At 43.7% G+C, this 16,165-nt stretch carries 18 protein-coding genes and 1 pseudogene; 3 read left to right on the forward strand and 16 right to left on the reverse strand.

The genetic code is table 11. The annotated features are described in order from the left end of the window. Positions 1 to 5 precede the first annotated feature (5 nt). The 4 genes from GPK81_RS10680 to GPK81_RS10695 form a co-directional block, all read right to left on the reverse strand. Positions 6 to 776, reverse strand: coding sequence for an ATP-binding protein (locus GPK81_RS10680; protein WP_215707018.1), 771 nt, complete (start codon positions 774 to 776; stop codon positions 6 to 8). A gap of 112 nt (positions 777 to 888) precedes the next feature. Further along, positions 889 to 1,821, reverse strand: coding sequence for a methylenetetrahydrofolate reductase (locus GPK81_RS10685; RefSeq protein ID WP_215707019.1), 933 nt, complete (start codon positions 1,819 to 1,821; stop codon positions 889 to 891). Positions 1,822 to 1,913: 92 nt separating this feature from the next. Further along, positions 1,914 to 2,096: a CooT family nickel-binding protein gene (locus GPK81_RS10690; protein ID WP_021975843.1), complete on the reverse strand. Its 183-nt coding sequence runs from the start codon at positions 2,094 to 2,096 to the stop codon at positions 1,914 to 1,916. A 65-nt stretch (positions 2,097 to 2,161) separates the two neighbouring features. Then, positions 2,162 to 2,554 (reverse strand): hypothetical protein, encoded by a 393-nt coding sequence (locus GPK81_RS10695; protein ID WP_021975842.1) that lies wholly within the window; start codon positions 2,552 to 2,554, stop codon positions 2,162 to 2,164. 346 nt (positions 2,555 to 2,900) lie between these two features. Between GPK81_RS10695 and GPK81_RS10700 the strand changes: the two genes are divergently transcribed. Beyond that, positions 2,901 to 3,728, forward strand: coding sequence for an aldo/keto reductase (locus tag GPK81_RS10700; protein WP_174088004.1), 828 nt, complete (start codon positions 2,901 to 2,903; stop codon positions 3,726 to 3,728). An 86-nt stretch (positions 3,729 to 3,814) separates the two neighbouring features. On the opposite strand, the gene GPK81_RS10705 is transcribed toward GPK81_RS10700, so the two are convergent. Genes GPK81_RS10705 through GPK81_RS10720 form a run of 4 tightly spaced genes read right to left on the reverse strand, consistent with a single transcriptional unit; the run spans position 3,815 to position 8,202 of the window. Continuing rightward, positions 3,815 to 4,864: an NAD(P)H-dependent glycerol-3-phosphate dehydrogenase gene (locus GPK81_RS10705; protein ID WP_215707020.1), complete on the reverse strand. Its 1,050-nt coding sequence runs from the start codon at positions 4,862 to 4,864 to the stop codon at positions 3,815 to 3,817. Positions 4,865 to 4,876: 12 nt separating this feature from the next. Next, positions 4,877 to 5,524 (reverse strand): glycerol-3-phosphate 1-O-acyltransferase PlsY, encoded by a 648-nt coding sequence (gene plsY / locus GPK81_RS10710; RefSeq protein ID WP_021975839.1) that lies wholly within the window; start codon positions 5,522 to 5,524, stop codon positions 4,877 to 4,879. 4 nt (positions 5,525 to 5,528) lie between these two features. Beyond that, positions 5,529 to 6,854: a ribosome biogenesis GTPase Der gene (der, locus tag GPK81_RS10715; protein WP_021975838.1), complete on the reverse strand. Its 1,326-nt coding sequence runs from the start codon at positions 6,852 to 6,854 to the stop codon at positions 5,529 to 5,531. After that, the gene (locus GPK81_RS10720; protein ID WP_215707021.1) at positions 6,817 to 8,202 is read right to left on the reverse strand and encodes a DUF512 domain-containing protein; all 1,386 of its coding nucleotides are present in this window, start codon (positions 8,200 to 8,202) and stop codon (positions 6,817 to 6,819) included. The genes der and GPK81_RS10720 overlap by 38 nt, the downstream gene beginning before the upstream one ends. A gap of 144 nt (positions 8,203 to 8,346) precedes the next feature. Here GPK81_RS10720 and GPK81_RS10725 point away from each other — a divergent pair, with 144 nt between their 5' ends. Next, the gene (locus GPK81_RS10725) at positions 8,347 to 9,519 is read left to right on the forward strand and encodes a ribose-phosphate pyrophosphokinase (protein WP_015525311.1); all 1,173 of its coding nucleotides are present in this window, start codon (positions 8,347 to 8,349) and stop codon (positions 9,517 to 9,519) included. Here GPK81_RS10725 and pgeF read toward each other — a convergent pair. The 7 genes from pgeF to GPK81_RS10760 form a co-directional block, all read right to left on the reverse strand. Beyond that, positions 9,506 to 10,351: a peptidoglycan editing factor PgeF gene (pgeF, locus tag GPK81_RS10730; protein ID WP_215707022.1), complete on the reverse strand. Its 846-nt coding sequence runs from the start codon at positions 10,349 to 10,351 to the stop codon at positions 9,506 to 9,508. The two genes, GPK81_RS10725 and pgeF, sit on opposite strands and share 14 nt — an antisense overlap. 18 nt (positions 10,352 to 10,369) lie before the next feature. Next, positions 10,370 to 10,729 (reverse strand): YraN family protein, encoded by a 360-nt coding sequence (locus GPK81_RS10735; RefSeq protein WP_195567645.1) that lies wholly within the window; start codon positions 10,727 to 10,729, stop codon positions 10,370 to 10,372. Positions 10,730 to 10,780: 51 nt separating this feature from the next. Continuing rightward, positions 10,781 to 11,536 carry a ribonuclease HII gene (locus GPK81_RS10740; protein ID WP_215707023.1) on the reverse strand — a complete coding sequence of 252 codons (756 nt, stop codon included), beginning with the start codon at positions 11,534 to 11,536 and terminating at the stop codon, positions 10,781 to 10,783. Beyond that, a complete protein-coding gene (ylqF, locus tag GPK81_RS10745) occupies positions 11,536 to 12,393 on the reverse strand; it encodes a ribosome biogenesis GTPase YlqF (protein WP_215707024.1) in 858 nt (285 codons plus the stop codon). The genes GPK81_RS10740 and ylqF overlap by 1 nt, the downstream gene beginning before the upstream one ends. Positions 12,394 to 12,408: 15 nt before the next feature. Beyond that, positions 12,409 to 13,017, reverse strand: coding sequence for a signal peptidase I (gene lepB, locus GPK81_RS10750; RefSeq protein ID WP_021975832.1), 609 nt, complete (start codon positions 13,015 to 13,017; stop codon positions 12,409 to 12,411). A gap of 97 nt (positions 13,018 to 13,114) precedes the next feature. Beyond that, a complete protein-coding gene (rplS, locus tag GPK81_RS10755) occupies positions 13,115 to 13,462 on the reverse strand; it encodes a 50S ribosomal protein L19 (protein ID WP_015525316.1) in 348 nt (115 codons plus the stop codon). Positions 13,463 to 13,600: 138 nt separating this feature from the next. After that, entirely contained in the window at positions 13,601 to 14,476 is an 876-nt protein-coding gene (locus GPK81_RS10760) for a methionyl aminopeptidase (RefSeq protein WP_021975831.1), read from the reverse strand. A gap of 307 nt (positions 14,477 to 14,783) precedes the next feature. On the opposite strand from GPK81_RS10760, the gene GPK81_RS10765 reads away from it, so the two are divergent. Further along, positions 14,784 to 15,284, forward strand: coding sequence for an Ig-like domain-containing protein (locus GPK81_RS10765; RefSeq protein WP_021975830.1), 501 nt, complete (start codon positions 14,784 to 14,786; stop codon positions 15,282 to 15,284). 93 nt (positions 15,285 to 15,377) lie between these two features. Here the strand turns inward: GPK81_RS10765 and GPK81_RS10770 are convergent. Then, a pseudogene (locus GPK81_RS10770) lies at positions 15,378 to 15,656 on the reverse strand (energy-coupled thiamine transporter ThiT); the annotation flags it as partial. Positions 15,657 to 16,165 lie beyond the last annotated feature (509 nt).

Genomic DNA, 16,165 nt, shown 5'->3' on the forward strand with positions numbered 1-16,165 from the left:
TTTCGTTATAAACCTAATTTATCAAAAATTTCAAAAGCTGCTTTTCTCATCGGATTATCCTCAGGAAGAGTAACGGTTGGTTTACCATCGCAGTCATATTCATAAACTGCCTCATCCTGTGGCACCACACCGATCAGATCGAGTCCCTGATTCCGGATTTCCTCAAGGATTCCTGAATTCAGTTCTGCTTTTGGCGCGCGATTGATAATAAGGCCTACTCTGGAAGGCTTCATATCGCATTCCTTAATAAGTTCTGCGATCCTGCCAACTGCCTGAACGCCTCTTCTGGAGCAGTCACTTACAAGAATTGCTGTCTCCATGCTCGGAAGGATTCCTCTGCTGATATGTTCCATTCCAGCTTCGTTATCCACAACAATATACGGATAATTTTTCTGGTATTTGGCAAGCTGTGCCTGAAGCAGACCATTTACAAAGCAATAGCAGCCTTTTCCCTGGGTTCTTCCCATTACAAGAAGATCATAATCATCTTCCTCTGCAAGAGCATCCTCAAAACGTACCTCCGCATAATCTGCCTTGGACATTCCTTTGGGGATCGGGCTTTTCTCTGCCATCTCAGCATGTGCGATCTCCTCGCGGACATCGCCAAGAGTCGTATCTACTTCTACGCCAAGAACCTCATTCAGATTTGAATTGGCATCTGCATCTACAGCCAGTACAGGTCCTTTTTTCTTTTCGCAGAGATACTGGATCAGCATTCCGCATAATGTAGTTTTTCCAACGCCGCCTTTTCCGGCGACTGCAATAACATGTGCCATAAAACGGGCACCTCCTGATTTTATATCTGTTATGCCGGCGCATAAGGGAGGTGCCTGATACTGTTCTGACACCTCCGCATCGTGCCGGAATTCTTATTTATTTCGTTGATGATTAGATAAGTGTACGAAGTCCGGATCTGTCAATGATCTCGGATACATCTTTCCATTTGTTTAATGCATAAAGATGGATACCGTCAACACCAAGAGCGCGATACTCATCGATCTGTCTGATGGTGTATTCGATTCCTTCTTCTTTGAATCGTTTAACCTTGTCCTCATAGAACATGTCAAATGGTTTACCATCAGCATCTTTAGCGTTAAACGGATTCGGGAACAGCCAGTTTCTGGAGATCAGCCTGCAAAGCTCACTGTCCATTACACAGCCATTACGTGAAAGAGCCATATTAATGGTAGCTGCCTGATCCAGGATTGGCATTACACCAACATCTACAGGCATTGTCACTCCAGCCTCGCGGATAGCGTCCAACCAGTATTTAAACTGTTCCATATCCCAGCAGAGCTGGGTCATGATATAATCAGCACCATTGTCCTGTTTCTGTCTCAAAACAGCAATATCAGCATCCAAGCTTCTGCATGCGATATGGCCTTCCGGTGAACCGGCTACTGCGATCTCGAACTTATCGCCAAATTCATCACGGACAAATTTAACAAGGTCTGTCGCATAATTGAAGTCTCCACAGGTTGTTGTCTCACCAAGTGGAATATCTCCGCGAAGTGCCAGCATATGGTCAACGCCATCTGCCAGATACTGTTCCAACTGCTGTCTGATTCCTTCTTTTGTGTTCTTGATCACTGTGAAGTGTGTTACAGGAACAGTTCCTGCATTCCTGATCATCTGGCATACTTCCCTGTTGGCACCGACATTTCCGCCGCCGGCACCGTATGTACAGGAAATATACTCCGGTCTATACTTCATGAGATGTTCAATGGTTTCCGGCAGGTTTGCCATACCTTTTTCTGTCTTTGGCGGAAAAAGTTCAAAGGAAAGCAGCATTTTTTCTCTCATTGCTTCAGATAATTTCATTGATCGTCCTCCACGTCTTAGTGTTATTATATTTTTATAGGAATGATCTCTGTCATTCCCTCAGCTCACATTTCCATAAAACTGCTGTAATATCAGTCACACTGCAGTTTCACGATACTGTTCGCCAGATCTACCATGAGAATACTGCCCTCTACCACGCGCTCATCTCCCATGATATCACGAAGGATCAATTTATTTCCGTCCACATCAATGCGGCTTACATTTTTAAAAATTACTGAATTATCTTCTTCTTTATATACAGTTGCAAGACACATAATCAATTCCTCCAAATAAGCGGTTTTCTGTTCTTCCGCTCTGCTGTCAAAATCATTCTGTCAGTTTATTTCAGTTCTTCCTTAACAAGGGTAAGGGCAAGTCCTAGTCTCATATTACCCTTCTGGAAATCGGATACTGCTTCCTTGATTGTCTTGGCAGCTGCATCCATGTTAAGTTTCTTAAGGTTGTCAGCCATCTGGTCAAGTTCTGCCGCATGATGCTCATTATGCTGCAGCATATAGGTAAGAAGTGCTACAGTCTCATTCTTGCAGTCACCGGACTCGCAGGAACCGCAGTGGCCATCGCCGTGTGTATGGCAGTGGCTGTCTCCTTCTGCATGGCTGTGTGTATGGCTGTGAGTCACTCCATCCTCGTGAGTGTGCTCATGTGTATGTTCGTGGCTGTCCGCATGTCCATGCTGAACAAGGTTGCCATTCTCATCTTTGATTAAATGCATAAATACCCCTTTCCTGTATCCGCAGGGCGGACACGCTCATGACAAGAATTTATCAATTAAATTCATTATACATCTTTTTGTCTCTATTATCAAGAAAATTATTATAAAAAATATCCAAAATTATACGCCATTTTTCCTGATTTTTCAAAAACTTTGACAGTTAATTAACTCGATTGTCTCGATTTTAACGAAGTTAGCTTCTTCAAACCATATAATATTTCCTATAGCCGCTTTAAAATTCGGACCAAGCTTTATCACTTTTGTAATATATTTGATGTGATTCTTTCATATTTTTGTGCTATAATGGCAAAAGCATGGGAAACAGAACAAACAAGGAGGAATTATTTTGAGAGAGACTGTTTTTCTGAATAACGACAGAGAAATGCCCCTCCTGGGGCTTGGTGTGTATAAGTTGCCCGACGACGTACAAGCTGAGGCTGCCATCACTTCTGCAATCTCTGCCGGCTACCGCATGATCGATACCGCATCCGTTTACAAAAACGAAGAAAGTGTGGGACGTGCCATCGCCAGATGTGGTGTTCCCCGGAAGGATCTTTTTATCACCAGCAAGATCTGGAACACAGCCCAGCGGCTGGGTGATGTTCAGGGTGCTTTTTCCCGCAGTCTTGACCGTTTGAAGCTCAGCTATGTTGATCTCTACCTGATTCACTGGCCAGTTCCTGGCTGCTACCTGAGCACCTGGAAAGAACTGGAAAAAATCCTGGAATCCGGGCGTGCTTTGAGTATCGGCGTCAGCAATTTTGACATCCGGCATCTGGAAGAGCTCCGTAAAATTTCCGGAATTATCCCGGCTGTAAATCAGATTGAATGTCATCCCCTGTGTTATCCATCCGAACTGATCGAATACTGTAAAGCTTTTGGTATTCAGGTACAGGCTTATGCCCCTCTGGCAAGAGGCGCCTATTTTGACAACGATGTCATGTGTGTTCTGGGAACCAAATACGCAAGAACTCCTGCACAGATAGGTCTTCGCTGGGCTGTTCAGAAGGGGATTTCCGTTATTCCAAAATCCAGCAATCCGGAACGTATCCGAAGTAACGGAAATATTTTTGATTTTAATATCGAAGATGAGGACATGGCAATCATTGATACGCTTAATGAAAATCTGCATACTTCTCATGTTCCGGAAGATCTCCGTGACATTCAGTTTTAGTTTTTTCATAATAACATAAAAAAGATATCTGCCTGATCCTAAAAAAATCTTCTGGCAGATATCTTTTTTATTTTTTTAACTGAATTTCATATGTTTGAAGCGGGCGAATGTTTCTGGCTCATACATTTTCCCAAGGGAAGCATCGGCGTTTCCACCTTTTTGTCGCGCAGCATCAGGTCCATTACTGCTTCTGCCGCAGATTTTCCCTCAAAAAGTACTCGGTTTACTTCTGTTATGATAGGCATCTCCACCTCATATTTCTCGGCAAGTTCTCTTGCGGCTCTTGCGGAATAAACACCTTCCACAACCATCTGTACCTTATCCATAGCCTGTTCCATTGTACATCCCTGACCGATCAGATATCCGGCTTTTCGATTACGGCTGTGTACGCTCGCACAGGTTACGATCAGATCACCAATTCCGGAAAGTCCGTAAAACGTTTCCATCTGTGCTCCCATTTTCTTTCCAAGCCTTGCAATCTCCGTGATTCCCCTGGTGATCAGAGCTGCTTTTGTATTGTCTCCATATCCCAATCCGTCAGCGGTACCTGCTGCCAGTGCAATCACATTCTTAAGTGCTCCCCCAAGTTCTACTCCCAGAATATCCGGCGTTGTATACACGCGGAATACAGGACTCATAAAAATACTCTGAAGATATTCTGCAGTCGCCCTTGTACGTGCGCTGACCACGCAGGTCGTAGGAATTCCTTTTCCAACTTCTTCCGCATGACTTGGACCTGAAAGAACTGCCACATCTCCCTCAGGAATTTCTTCCTCAATTACGTCACTGAGTGTTTTCAGTGTTTTTTCTTCGATACCTTTTGCAACATTGACAATCTTCTGACCCTTCCTGATAAATGGTGCCATTTTATGAGCCGTACTTCGAATGTACGGAGAAGCCACTGCCAGCACTGTTACATCAGCACTTTTAATCGCCCGTTCCAGATCTGTCAGAATTTCAATGTCTTCCGGAATCTGTACACCTGGAAGCCGGTCAGGATTTTCTCTTTTTTCCCGGAGTTTTCGGGCATCCTCCGGTCTTGCCGACCAGAGGAGAACTTCATGGCCGTTATTATACAGCAGGAGCGCCAGAGCCATACCCCAGCTTCCTGAACCCAGTACGCTGATTTTCGCCATAAATCTTACCTCTTATTTTTTATTCTTACTGCTTAAAAACACCTTATTTTCTGTTCCGTGAAGCAGCCTTACAATGTTTGCCCTGTGCCTGTAGAAGGCCATTGCCGTAAGAACTGCCATCACAATATAAAGTTCCATTGTATGTGGCTGATCCATCCCGTATTTTCCCATATGTCCAAAAACAAGGACCAGAATAAAAGCCACCGCATATGCACTAAGAGAGCAAAGCGATACATAATGCGTCGTAAAAAACAATGCAAAAAAGACAACTGCACAGGCAATAAAGATCCGCCAGTCAAAAGCAATGATCATGCCCACAGAAGCTGCAATCCCCTTTCCGCCGCGAAATTCCATGGAAATCGGAAAATTATGTCCGAGGATGCATCCCAGCGCCGCATAAAGAGTAAGAAGCGGAAGGATCGTATTCATGGAATTTCCGTAAACCATTCTCACGATCACAATGGCGAGTACGCACTTCAGGCAGTCTCCCAGTAAAGTAAGCACTCCTGCTTTTTTTCCAAAGGTACGGAATGCATTCGTAGTTCCAGCATTCCCGCTACCATGCTCTCTGATATCTGTCTTGTGGACTTTTCCTATAATATAACCAGTTTGAAAAAGCCCGCATACATAACCGATAACAAGACAAATAATTCGTTCCATATTTTTATTCCTTTTCCCCGCGCTCGCGGATGATGAATTTCAGGGAAGTTCCGGAGAATCCAAAGGCATCCCTGATCTTGTTCTCCAGATATCTTACATAGGAGAAATGCATCAGTTCCTTATCGTTGACAAAAATTACAAATGTGGGCGGTTTTACCGCAACCTGTGTCATGTAGAAGATCTTCAGTCTTCTACCACGGTCGGACGGCGGCTGCTGGAGAGCAACTGCCTCGGAAAGGATCTCATTGAGGACACCCGTCTGGATACGAAGTGTCTGATTCTCAATAACTGTATCAATATTCTCAAAAAGTTTTGGAAGTCTCTGTCCTGTTTTTGCAGAGATAAAAATAATCTGTGCATATGGCATAAAGGAAAGGATCTGACGGATCTTCTCTGTATGCTTGTAGATGGTCTTGTCATTTTTCTCAATGGCATCCCATTTGTTTACAGCTACAATGATACCTTTTCCTCTGTCATGGGCGATTCCCGCGATCTTTGCATCCTGCTCGGTAACTCCCTCGGAAGCATCGATCACAACTACGACCACATCTGCACGCTCTACAGCTGTTACTGTACGGATAACACTGTAGCGCTCGATCTCTTCTTTTACTTTTCCTTTACGGCGAAGTCCTGCAGTATCAATAAATACATAATCCTTATTGTTCCAGGTAACCTTGGTATCAATGGCATCACGTGTAGTTCCCGCAATGTTGGATACGATCACACGCTCCTCACCAAGAAGTTTGTTGATCAGAGAAGATTTTCCAACGTTTGGCTTTCCTACGATGGCGATCTTCGGGATATCGTCCTGATCTTCCTCCTCGCTCTTATCTGGGAACTCTTTGATCACCTCATCCAGCATATCTCCAAGACCCTGTCTGTTGGCTGCGGAAATTGGGATCGGTTCTCCGATTCCAAGATTATAAAATTCATATACATCCATCATGTACTTCTGATGGCTGTCCACTTTGTTGACTACAAGGCGTACCGGCTTGCCACTGCGGCGGAGCATATCTGCCACCTTGGCGTCAGAATCCACAAGCCCCTGGCGGACATCTGTAATAAAAATGATCACATCTGCCGTATCAATGGCGATCTGTGCCTGCTCTCTCATTCTGGAAAGAATAATGTCGCTGCTGTCCGGCTCAATTCCGCCTGTATCGATCAGGGTAAATGTCCGGTCAAGCCATGTGACATCTGCATAAATTCTGTCACGGGTTACTCCTGGTGTATCCTTTACTATGGAAATATTATCACCTGCCAGAGCGTTAAACAGAGTGGATTTGCCTACATTAGGCCTTCCCACTATCGCTACTACTGGTTTGCTCATAAATTTGTCTCCTTCTTGTTGGTTTATGTTTCGGAGGATTGATCACAGCCTCTACCAGATCACGTCCTCCTGTGTCTACAATTACAATTTCTGTTTTCAGTGCCTCAGAAAGTTCTTTAAGTGTCATATCATCCAGAAAAATCTCTTCATCACCTTTCAGCATGCTGCATGGGATCAGAAGCTTTTCTCCCAGGTCAAGGTCGGAAAGCTGTTCTTTCAGATCCTGCCCTGTGATCAGTCCGGACACCGTGATCTTTTCACCGAAAAAGCGATTCTCGATGGTCGTGACCGGAATCTGCACATTGGGAAATTTTTTCTTGATTTCTTCTATATAGCGGGCAATAAAAGGCGCCGCCAGTTTTCCTGTGGCGATCCTTCCTGTCACTTTACGGTCGTCACCGGTAAGTTTCTTAAGTGTTTCCTTTACTTCGGTTTCCAGAAGTCTTAACATGCCCACGCCATTTTCAAGCTGCAGATATCCGTCGTATTCCTCTTCACAGGGAAGCTCCCTGTCAGACAGAATATACCACTCATCCGAAGCATGGATAAAATGAATCCCGTACTTCTCCATCATAATCTTCTGCCAGCGTTCAATCTGATTCAGAACTTTTTCTGCATCTTCTTTATTAAAAGGCTCCAGAGGATAGAGACCTTTTCTGTATTTGGTAAGTCCTACCGGCACAACAGAAACACTCTGAAGAACCGGAGCATAGGCGGAAAGTTTCTCAAGGCTGTATTCCAGCTCATCCCCGTCATTAACACCTTTGCACAGTACGATCTGTCCGTTCATGGTGATCCCTGCGTTATACAGCATATCCACCTTCTCTAGGGCCTTTCCCGCAAAGCGGTTATGCAGCATTTTGCACCGGAGCTCCGGATTCATTGCCTGGAATGAAATATTGATCGGTTCCAGATGATAGCGGATCACTCGCTCAATATCCTTCTCGCTCATATTGGTAAGCGTCACATAATTTCCCTGAAGAAAGGAAAGCCTGGAATCGTCATCCTTAAAATACAGCGTCTCACGCATATCCGGCGGCATCTGATCAATAAAACAGAACATGCACTTATTTGAACAGGAACGATAGTCATCCATCAGTCCCCCGTTCTCAAATTCTATTCCAAGGTCTTCCTCATATTCCTTCTCTACCTCCAGCTCCCACTCTTCGCCATCTGGCTTCTCTACCAGAAGCACCACAAGCTCTTCATTCATGAGATACCGGTAATCGAAGACATCCTCCACAGGCTGACCGTTTACAGACACAAGTCTGTCCCCCGGTTCCAGCCGCAGCTCCTCGGCAATACTGTCGGGCAGCACCCTGGAAATCATATGCTTTCTTAATTTCATCATTATCTCCCTTTTCTATCCCGTATATAATAACAACTTTGCTCTTAAAAATCAACACTTTGAGAAAACACCTTGACTGACACGTGGGTCTGATGTTATAAATAGACTGAGAATTTTTAATGACATACACTTAGGAGGAATATTATGCCAAACATAGAATTGCTGGAAAAGTCTATGCCTGTTGCCCCGATCCGAATCGCCGCACTTGCCGGATGCCGCGAACTGGCCGAGGAGGTTGACAAAAAGCTGGTTAAATTCCGTAAAGAACTTGTAGCAGCCAAGAAATCCACCATTATCCCACAGGGCTATGCAGAGAAATCTTTCCTTGTAGACTGCGAATGCCCGCGTTTCGGAACCGGTGAAGGTAAAGGTTACATCAAAGAATCCGTTCGTGGTACAGACCTTTACATTATGGTAGATGTGACCAATTACAGCCTTACTTACAGCGTATGCGGCCACGAGAACCACATGTCTCCGGACGACCATTACCAGGATCTGAAGAGAATTATCTCCGCAGCCACCGGTAAAGCACACCGTATCAACGTTATTATGCCATTCCTTTACGAGGGACGTCAGCACAGACGTACCAAGAGAGAATCTCTCGACTGTGCACTTGCACTTCGCGAGTTAAGCGCAATGGGTGTTTCCAACATCATTACTTTTGATGCTCATGATCCACGTGTGCAGAACTCTATTCCGCTGAAAGGCTTTGATAACTTTTTCCCGACATACCAGTTCCTGAAAGCACTGGTCAAAAATGTCCCGGATTTCAAACTCGACAATGATCACCTCATGATCATCAGCCCGGATGAAGGCGCTATGTCACGTGCTGTATATTTCTCCAATATCCTTGGAGTTGATATGGGTATGTTCTACAAACGCCGTGATTACTCCACTGTTGTCAATGGCAAGAACCCGATCGTTGCTCATGAATTCCTTGGAGATTCCGTAGAAGGTAAAGATGTTGTCATCATCGACGATATGATCTCTTCCGGAGAGAGTATGCTGGATGTTGCCCGTCAGCTGAAAGAGCGTAAAGCCGGACGTGTATTCGTCTGCACAACCTACGGTCTGTTTACAGACGGCGTAGCTAAATTTGACGAATATTACGAAAAAGGCTGGCTGGACAGAGTCATCACAACCAACCTTAACTACCGTATTCCGGAACTTCTCGACCGTCCATACTATATCGAAGCAAATATGAGCAAATATCTTGCAAGTATCATCGATATCATCAACCATGATGTATCTGTCGAGAAGGTTCGTTCCAGCAACGAAAAGATCATGGATCTCATGAAAAAAGTCAACGAACAGTAAGAAATGCTCCCAGGTTTCCACGTTTCCCGTGAGAAGCCCTGTGCGAATAAAGAAAGAGCGGATTACAGCAGGTGCAGATGCCCGGCATGGAAATCCGCTCTTCTTTTATGCCTGCATCCAGAAAGATTCTTCGGTTTGCCTCCCAGAGATTCAGCTGATATTTTCCATCTGGTTTCTCATAAAAAAGTACATCCCAGTATTTTTCTTCAAATGCTTCTTTAAACTGATCGATCACATCTTCACTGACTTCATAACAGTTCTGACAGATAGACGGACCGATGGCTGCGTAAAGTTCTGAAGGGTCTGTCTGAAATTCCTCAGCCATTTTTTCCACTGTCACTTTACCGATCTTTCCTACCGTACCTCTCCATCCGGAATGTGAGAGTCCTATCGCTTTATGTACCGGATCCACAAAGAAAAGTGGTACACAGTCCGCATAAAAGGTCGCCAGAACCAGTCCAGGAACATTGGTGATCATTCCATCCACATCTGTATAAGGTCTCGGTTTCGTGATTCCGTTTCCCCTATCTTCTTCCGTGACCACACGTACGTTGGTGGTATGTGTCTGATCAGAAGTTACGATATCTTCCATGGAAAATCCCATAGCATCCGAAAGTCTGCGGTAATTTTCCCGCACTGCATCCTCGTTATCTCCTCTTGTAAAGCTTAAATTCATGGATTCATAAATCCCCTGACTCACTCCGCCCAGACGGGTACTGAAACCATGTACGATCCCGGGAATTTTCTCAAAAGCAGGATACGTCAGCCACGTAACTCCGCTTTTCTGATTTACATTCATTAACTGCTTATCTTTATACCATTTTATTTCCATCTTATGTAACCAGCCCTTTCATCTGCAAAAATCAAAAGCATTTTTTATCCAGTGGATCTCTTCCCCGTCAATACCCACCACGTCAAAACGGCAGGGAGGCAACTCCCGGTATCCATGTGCAATCAGGTAAAACATTGCCACTCTGCTGATGATCCGTTGTTTTTCTCTCCCTACCGCCGAAAAAGAACTTCCACTTTTTCCATTCTTTCTGTATTTCACTTCAATAAATACCAGATATCTTCCATCCCGTCCAATGAGATCGATCTCACCACTTCGGCAGCGGAAATTTCTTTCCTTGATCTGCAATCCCTTTTCTTCCAGGAATGCTGCAGCAATTCCCTCATAATAGCTGCCCTTCTGTCTTCTATTTTCTTTCAGAAAAACAAAACCTTTCTGTTTTTGATGTCGGTATCTTTCGTATCTTATTTTTTATACAAAATGTGTGATAAACGTTTTTCTGTGTATCGGACTTGGCCCGTATTTCTTCAATGCTTCAATATGTGCCGCAGATCCGTAACCTTTGTTGGAGGCAAACCCATACTCCGGAAGAACCTTATCATATTCTTCCATCATCCGATCTCTGGTCACTTTCGCCACAATGCTTGCCGCTGCAATAGAGACACTTTTTGCGTCACCTTTGATAATGGGTACCTGCGGAATCTGGATCCCCGGTATGGTAACCGCATCGTTTAAAAGCAGCTGCGGCTGCACAGAAAGTTTACTTACCGCCTGACGCATTGCCTCATATGTTGCCTGCAGGATATTGATCTCATCAATTATCTCCGGACTTGCCATTCCGATTCCAACAGCAACTGCCCCTTCCAGGATCACATCGTAGAGCTCTTCTCTCTTTTTTGCTGTAAGCTTCTTGGAATCATTGAGCCATAAAATATCGCAGTCTTTCGGAAGGATCACCGCACAGGCTACTACCGGGCCGGCAAGGGGGCCTCTTCCCACCTCATCGATCCCGCAGAGATATCCTAAGTGTTCATACTTATGTTCATATTCCTTCATGATCTCTGTGCGCGCACGCTCATTTTCCAATGCCTGGAGTTTTTTGCGGTACTGCTGAATCAGCTTCTGTACACCGCTTCTCTCATCGTTTTCATAATGCTGAAAAAGGGCGTTGTATTCGCCCTCCTTCGCTGACGCAAACTGCGCCTTGATATCTTTCATTGTTTCCATTATGCTTCCTCTGTTTCTTTCGGAAATTCCAATGTCACCTTTCCAAGTTTTCCGGAACGGAATTCTTCCAGTAAAAGACGGGATGCCTTCTCATAATCAAGCTCTTCACCCTTTTTCAGGCAGCCTCTTGCCTTTGCAACTGCAGTGAGGATATCCAGAGGTTTCTGCCCTTCTTCTACGTTATATCTCTCTCTCAGTGCTGCCGGGTAAAACTCCTGCAGATATCCGATGAGACCAAGAGCAAGTTCTTCGATATTCAAAATGTCATCTTTGATAGAACCGATATAGGCAAGACGCATTCCCACTTCCTGATCTTCAAACTTTGGCCAGAGAATTCCTGGTGTATCCAGAAGTTCTACACTTTTATTCAGGCGAATCCACTGTTTGCCTTTTGTAACTCCCGGTTTATTGCCGGTCTTGGCGCAGGCTTTTCCTGCAAAGGTATTGATAAATGTTGATTTTCCAACATTCGGGATTCCTGCTACCATGGCGCGTACCGGACGGTTTTTGATTCCTCGTCTCCGGTCTCTCTCTGTCTTTTCCTTACAGGCTTCCGTGATTGCCGCAGAAACAGCCTTCATGGAGCCCTTATTACGGGAATCAATACTTACTGCATAGATTCCTTTTTCTTTAAAATATTCCATCCAGGCACGGTTCTGTCTCTCATCGGCAAGGTCTGCCTTGTTGAGAAGGATCATACGTGCCTTGTTTTTTCCAAGTTCATCAATATCCGGATTACGGCTAGAAAGCGGAACTCTTGCATCTACAAGTTCAATGATCAGATCGATCAGCTTGATATCTTCCTGCATCTGGCGTTTCGCCTTCGTCATATGGCCTGGATACCACTGTACGTTCATAATTCACCTCATTTTTTATCTGATAAAACCTATTTTACTTTTGGGAGAAACTGTAAACCATATCTTCCCTACAATATATTTCTTGCTGATATTTCCAATATCGCTGAAACGGCTGTCCTCGCTGTTATTCCGATTATCTCCCAGAACAAAATACTCTCCACTTTCCAGTGTGATAGCACTGTCTGCAAGTCCGCCATCTGCGATTTCCTGATAAGCACCATTCTCTTCGTAAACATTTCCATTAATGTAGATCTGGCCTTCTTTTATCTGAACTGTTTCGCCTGGAAGGCCGATCACACGTCGGATATGCAAAGCCGCATCATCACTGGCACTTGTTTTAAAAACAATTACATCCCCACGTTTCGGAGATTTTATCTTATACAATGCTCTGTTTACAAAGAATTTCTGGCCTACCGAATACGTAGGTTCCATAGCACTCTCCTGCAATGTCACAGTCTGAAATGCAGAAATCGCAACCAGCACAGCAAATACCAGCGTTACGATAATCTCAAATACCCACTTGACGATCCCTCTTGTGCGGTCATCCCGAAGTCTTTCCCTTGCTTCGGAAACAGCTCGGCTTTCTTTCAGATCTTCAATTTTTCTCTTCTTATTTAATCCCATATTCTATCCCCTGTATGCATCATTATTTTGCATACCTCTTGATGTAAAAAGAGGGACAATAGCAAATGTTATTGTCCCTGCCTCTTTACTTATGAAATTATTTTACAAGCTCTTTAACCTTAGCTGCTTTACCTACGCGATCTCTCAGGTAGTTCAGTTTCGCACGGCGTACTTTACCATGACGGATAACTTCAACCTTAACTACGTGTGGGGAATGAAGCGGCCATGTTTTCTCAACACCTACACCGTTGGAGCTCTTTCTTACTGTGAAAGTCTCTCTTGTACTTCCACCCTGTCTCTTAAGTACTGTACCCTCGAAGATCTGAACACGCTCACGTGTTCCCTCTTTGATCAGTGCGTGTACTCTTACTGTGTCTCCTACGCGGAACTGCGGTACTTCAGCTTTCAGCTGAGCGGACTCAATGTTCTTAATAATTTCGTTCATGTCTTTCTCTCCTTAATTATACTGGATGTTCTTAATACGCATGTGGTAACAGAGGACCATCTTTTTTCACAACATAAGTGATTATACACTAGATAATATTCTATTGCAAGAACTTTTTTCCTGAATTTTCGAGTTTGTTTACCAGCAAAGTACCTCATGTCCTGTCTCTGTGACAAGCACCATGATCTCCCATTGCGCAGACGGCAGGCCATCTTCTGTCCGCACTGTCCAGTCGTCAATCTCATCTGTATAAATTTCGTCAGATCCCATATTAACCATTGGTTCAATGGTAAAGATCATTCCCGGTACCATGAGTACACCTGTATCTTCTTTGGAAGTGTAACTTACCCACGGATCTTCGTGAAACTCAAGACCTACCCCATGTCCGCCTATTTCTCTGACAACTGTGTATCCATTCTCCACTGCGTGCTTGTGCACAGCACTTCCCATATTTCCGATCGGTGTCCATGGTTTTACCTGCTCAAGGCCAAGCTCTACACATTCTTTTGTCACACGGACAAGTTTTTCCTTCTCCGGGCTTACCTCTCCGATACAGAACATACGGGAGGAATCAGAAAAATATCCCTGATAGATGGTAGATACATCTACATTGACAATATCTCCTTCTTTTAAAACGATCTCTTCATCCGGGATTCCATGGCATACTACCTCGTTGATCGATGTGCATACGCTCTTTGGAAAACCTTCATAATTAAGTGGTGCCGGAATTCCACCATGACGTACCGTTTCTTCATGTACCCAGTCATCAATCTGCTGTGTGGTCACACCCGGTCCGATATGCTCTGCAACATAATCAAGAACTGCGATATTGATCTTACAGCTCTCTTTGATCTTTTCAATCTGTGCAGGTGTTTTAATCAGATCATGGTCAAGAACTGCATATCCTTTCTTTTTCATAAGTTCCATTTTTTCATCAAATGCTTCATGGCATTTTTTATATTTCTTTCCGCTTCCGCACCAGCACGGATCGTTTCTTTCGATTTTCTTTGCCATTTCTTTTCTCTCCTTTTGCAGTCTGACTCTCTGCTTTTTCTTTTGTATTTTACACAGGACATGAAGTGCTTTCTATTCAGCTGCATAACATCTGCCTGTTATATTCCTGCAGATCAATTTCTGCCTGATTTATCATAGCACAACTTTCATTTATAGAAAAGTACTCTTTGTGTTTTTGGTTTGTTTTATTTAACTTTTATGTTACTAATAATGTCGATTTTTTTCGAATTATATGAAGTTTATTGTTTTTTCAAAAACTTCGATTATAATAAAGTTATAAAATTTGTCTGTGGAAGGAGATTTACAAATGAAAAAGCTGAAACAATTATTACTTATCTTAGTATTGTCTCTGTCTTTAACTTCACCTGCTGTCATCCCGGCTATGGGAACAACTACCGTTTCTGCCGCCACTGTCAGGAAACCATCTCTCAGTAATTCAAAACTTACCATTTATACAGGAAAGTCTGTACTCTTAAAGGTAAATGGAACTTCTGGCAAAGTTAAATGGATTAGTCAGAATAAACGTATTGTGACCGTAGATTCCAAAGGTAAAGTCACTGCCAGGGGTGTCGGAAAGACCATCATTTTTGCCAAAACCGGGAACTATACATTACGCTGTCAGATTACTGTAAAAAAGAAAGTCGCTTCCAGGCCTCAGGTTCAGTCTTCCGTGTGGATTCCAGCTACAGGAAAAAAATATCATCGAATTCCAAACTGTGGAAATATGAATCCAAATCGAGCGCATAAGGTTACTCTTAGTCAGGCAAAACAGCGTGGCTATACTGCATGCAAAAACTGTTACCGATAAATAAACATAAAAAAGACCGCTGATTTATCTTTATCATGTATCTCTTATAAAGATAGGTCCGCGATCTTTTTATTATGTCCTATTATATGTAAATTATTTCTCTACTGCCGGCTGACGGTTACCCCCGGTAGCCATTACCCTCATTCTTCCAAGTGCACTGGATACTGCTGGTATGGAAATCACTGCAATTGTGAGTACTCCTTCCAGAAGAATATAGCTGTAATTGTAAATGATCGGATATAATGCTGTCAGAGACTTCGGAAAATTATCCGGCATATAATCCATCCAGTATAGATATCCGCCGAGCGCATGGAACGCACCCCTTGCCAGGATTGCTACAATGTAGGCTTTCAGAAGACCATATTTTTTTTGATTTTGTAAATAATCCGGAAAATCCCATTGTCTCTCCTCCTTATGCCTAAATCGAGTTCAATGGTTAATGTTCAGGCTTCTTTGGTCTTACCCATTGTAGCATATGGAGAGATGAATGTAAATGAGGGGTGTGGGAAAACTTTTTTGTATGTGACGGTATGCATGTGACAAAAACGGGAGAGAAATCTGTGTGTTGATTTCTCTCCCGTTTTACTCTTTCCTTTGTAGCTTGAAAACTACATACATGTGTTTGTTGATGGTTAATCATTTTTGTTGAATCAATTTTTAACCTGCGTGCCGATTTGCCTTTTTTCACGGGCTCGCAGCTTGCGCTGCATCGCCTGTTCTTTTAGGCTACTCCAGCAGGGGTCATCTCACGACTCCGTCGTTCGATGTCATTTGCTTCGCAAATGTTCAAGTCAGCTAATGCTCATACGTCCACAAGCAAGCTTGCTCCCGTATGACCCTTACCTGCCTTGCCCGCTTCCTCGGCTGGTTGGTCAAGCCCT

The organism is Blautia sp. MCC283, from assembly GCF_018785565.1.
In the GTDB taxonomy this organism is placed as follows: domain Bacteria; phylum Bacillota; class Clostridia; order Lachnospirales; family Lachnospiraceae; genus Blautia_A.

Excerpts from the sequence above, each read along its gene's own strand:
- GPK81_RS10680 (WP_215707018.1), bottom strand. The coding sequence starts at position 776 with ATGGCACATGTTATTGCAGTCGCCGGAAAAGGCGGCGTTGGAAAAACT.
- GPK81_RS10685 (WP_215707019.1), bottom strand. The coding sequence starts at position 1,821 with ATGAAATTATCTGAAGCAATGAGAGAAAAAATGCTGCTTTCCTTTGAA.
- GPK81_RS10690 (WP_021975843.1), bottom strand. The coding sequence starts at position 2,096 with ATGTGTCTTGCAACTGTATATAAAGAAGAAGATAATTCAGTAATTTTT.
- GPK81_RS10695 (WP_021975842.1), bottom strand. The coding sequence starts at position 2,554 with ATGCATTTAATCAAAGATGAGAATGGCAACCTTGTTCAGCATGGACAT.
- GPK81_RS10705 (WP_215707020.1), bottom strand. The coding sequence starts at position 4,864 with ATGGCGAAAATCAGCGTACTGGGTTCAGGAAGCTGGGGTATGGCTCTG.
- plsY (WP_021975839.1), bottom strand. The coding sequence starts at position 5,524 with ATGGAACGAATTATTTGTCTTGTTATCGGTTATGTATGCGGGCTTTTT.
- der (WP_021975838.1), bottom strand. The coding sequence starts at position 6,854 with ATGAGCAAACCAGTAGTAGCGATAGTGGGAAGGCCTAATGTAGGCAAA.
- GPK81_RS10720 (WP_215707021.1), bottom strand. The coding sequence starts at position 8,202 with ATGAAATTAAGAAAGCATATGATTTCCAGGGTGCTGCCCGACAGTATT.
- GPK81_RS10725 (WP_015525311.1), top strand. The coding sequence starts at position 8,347 with ATGCCAAACATAGAATTGCTGGAAAAGTCTATGCCTGTTGCCCCGATC.
- pgeF (WP_215707022.1), bottom strand. The coding sequence starts at position 10,351 with ATGGAAATAAAATGGTATAAAGATAAGCAGTTAATGAATGTAAATCAG.
- GPK81_RS10740 (WP_215707023.1), bottom strand. The coding sequence starts at position 11,536 with ATGGAAACAATGAAAGATATCAAGGCGCAGTTTGCGTCAGCGAAGGAG.
- ylqF (WP_215707024.1), bottom strand. The coding sequence starts at position 12,393 with ATGAACGTACAGTGGTATCCAGGCCATATGACGAAGGCGAAACGCCAG.
- lepB (WP_021975832.1), bottom strand. The coding sequence starts at position 13,017 with ATGGGATTAAATAAGAAGAGAAAAATTGAAGATCTGAAAGAAAGCCGA.
- rplS (WP_015525316.1), bottom strand. The coding sequence starts at position 13,462 with ATGAACGAAATTATTAAGAACATTGAGTCCGCTCAGCTGAAAGCTGAA.
- GPK81_RS10760 (WP_021975831.1), bottom strand. The coding sequence starts at position 14,476 with ATGGCAAAGAAAATCGAAAGAAACGATCCGTGCTGGTGCGGAAGCGGA.
- GPK81_RS10765 (WP_021975830.1), top strand. The coding sequence starts at position 14,784 with ATGAAAAAGCTGAAACAATTATTACTTATCTTAGTATTGTCTCTGTCT.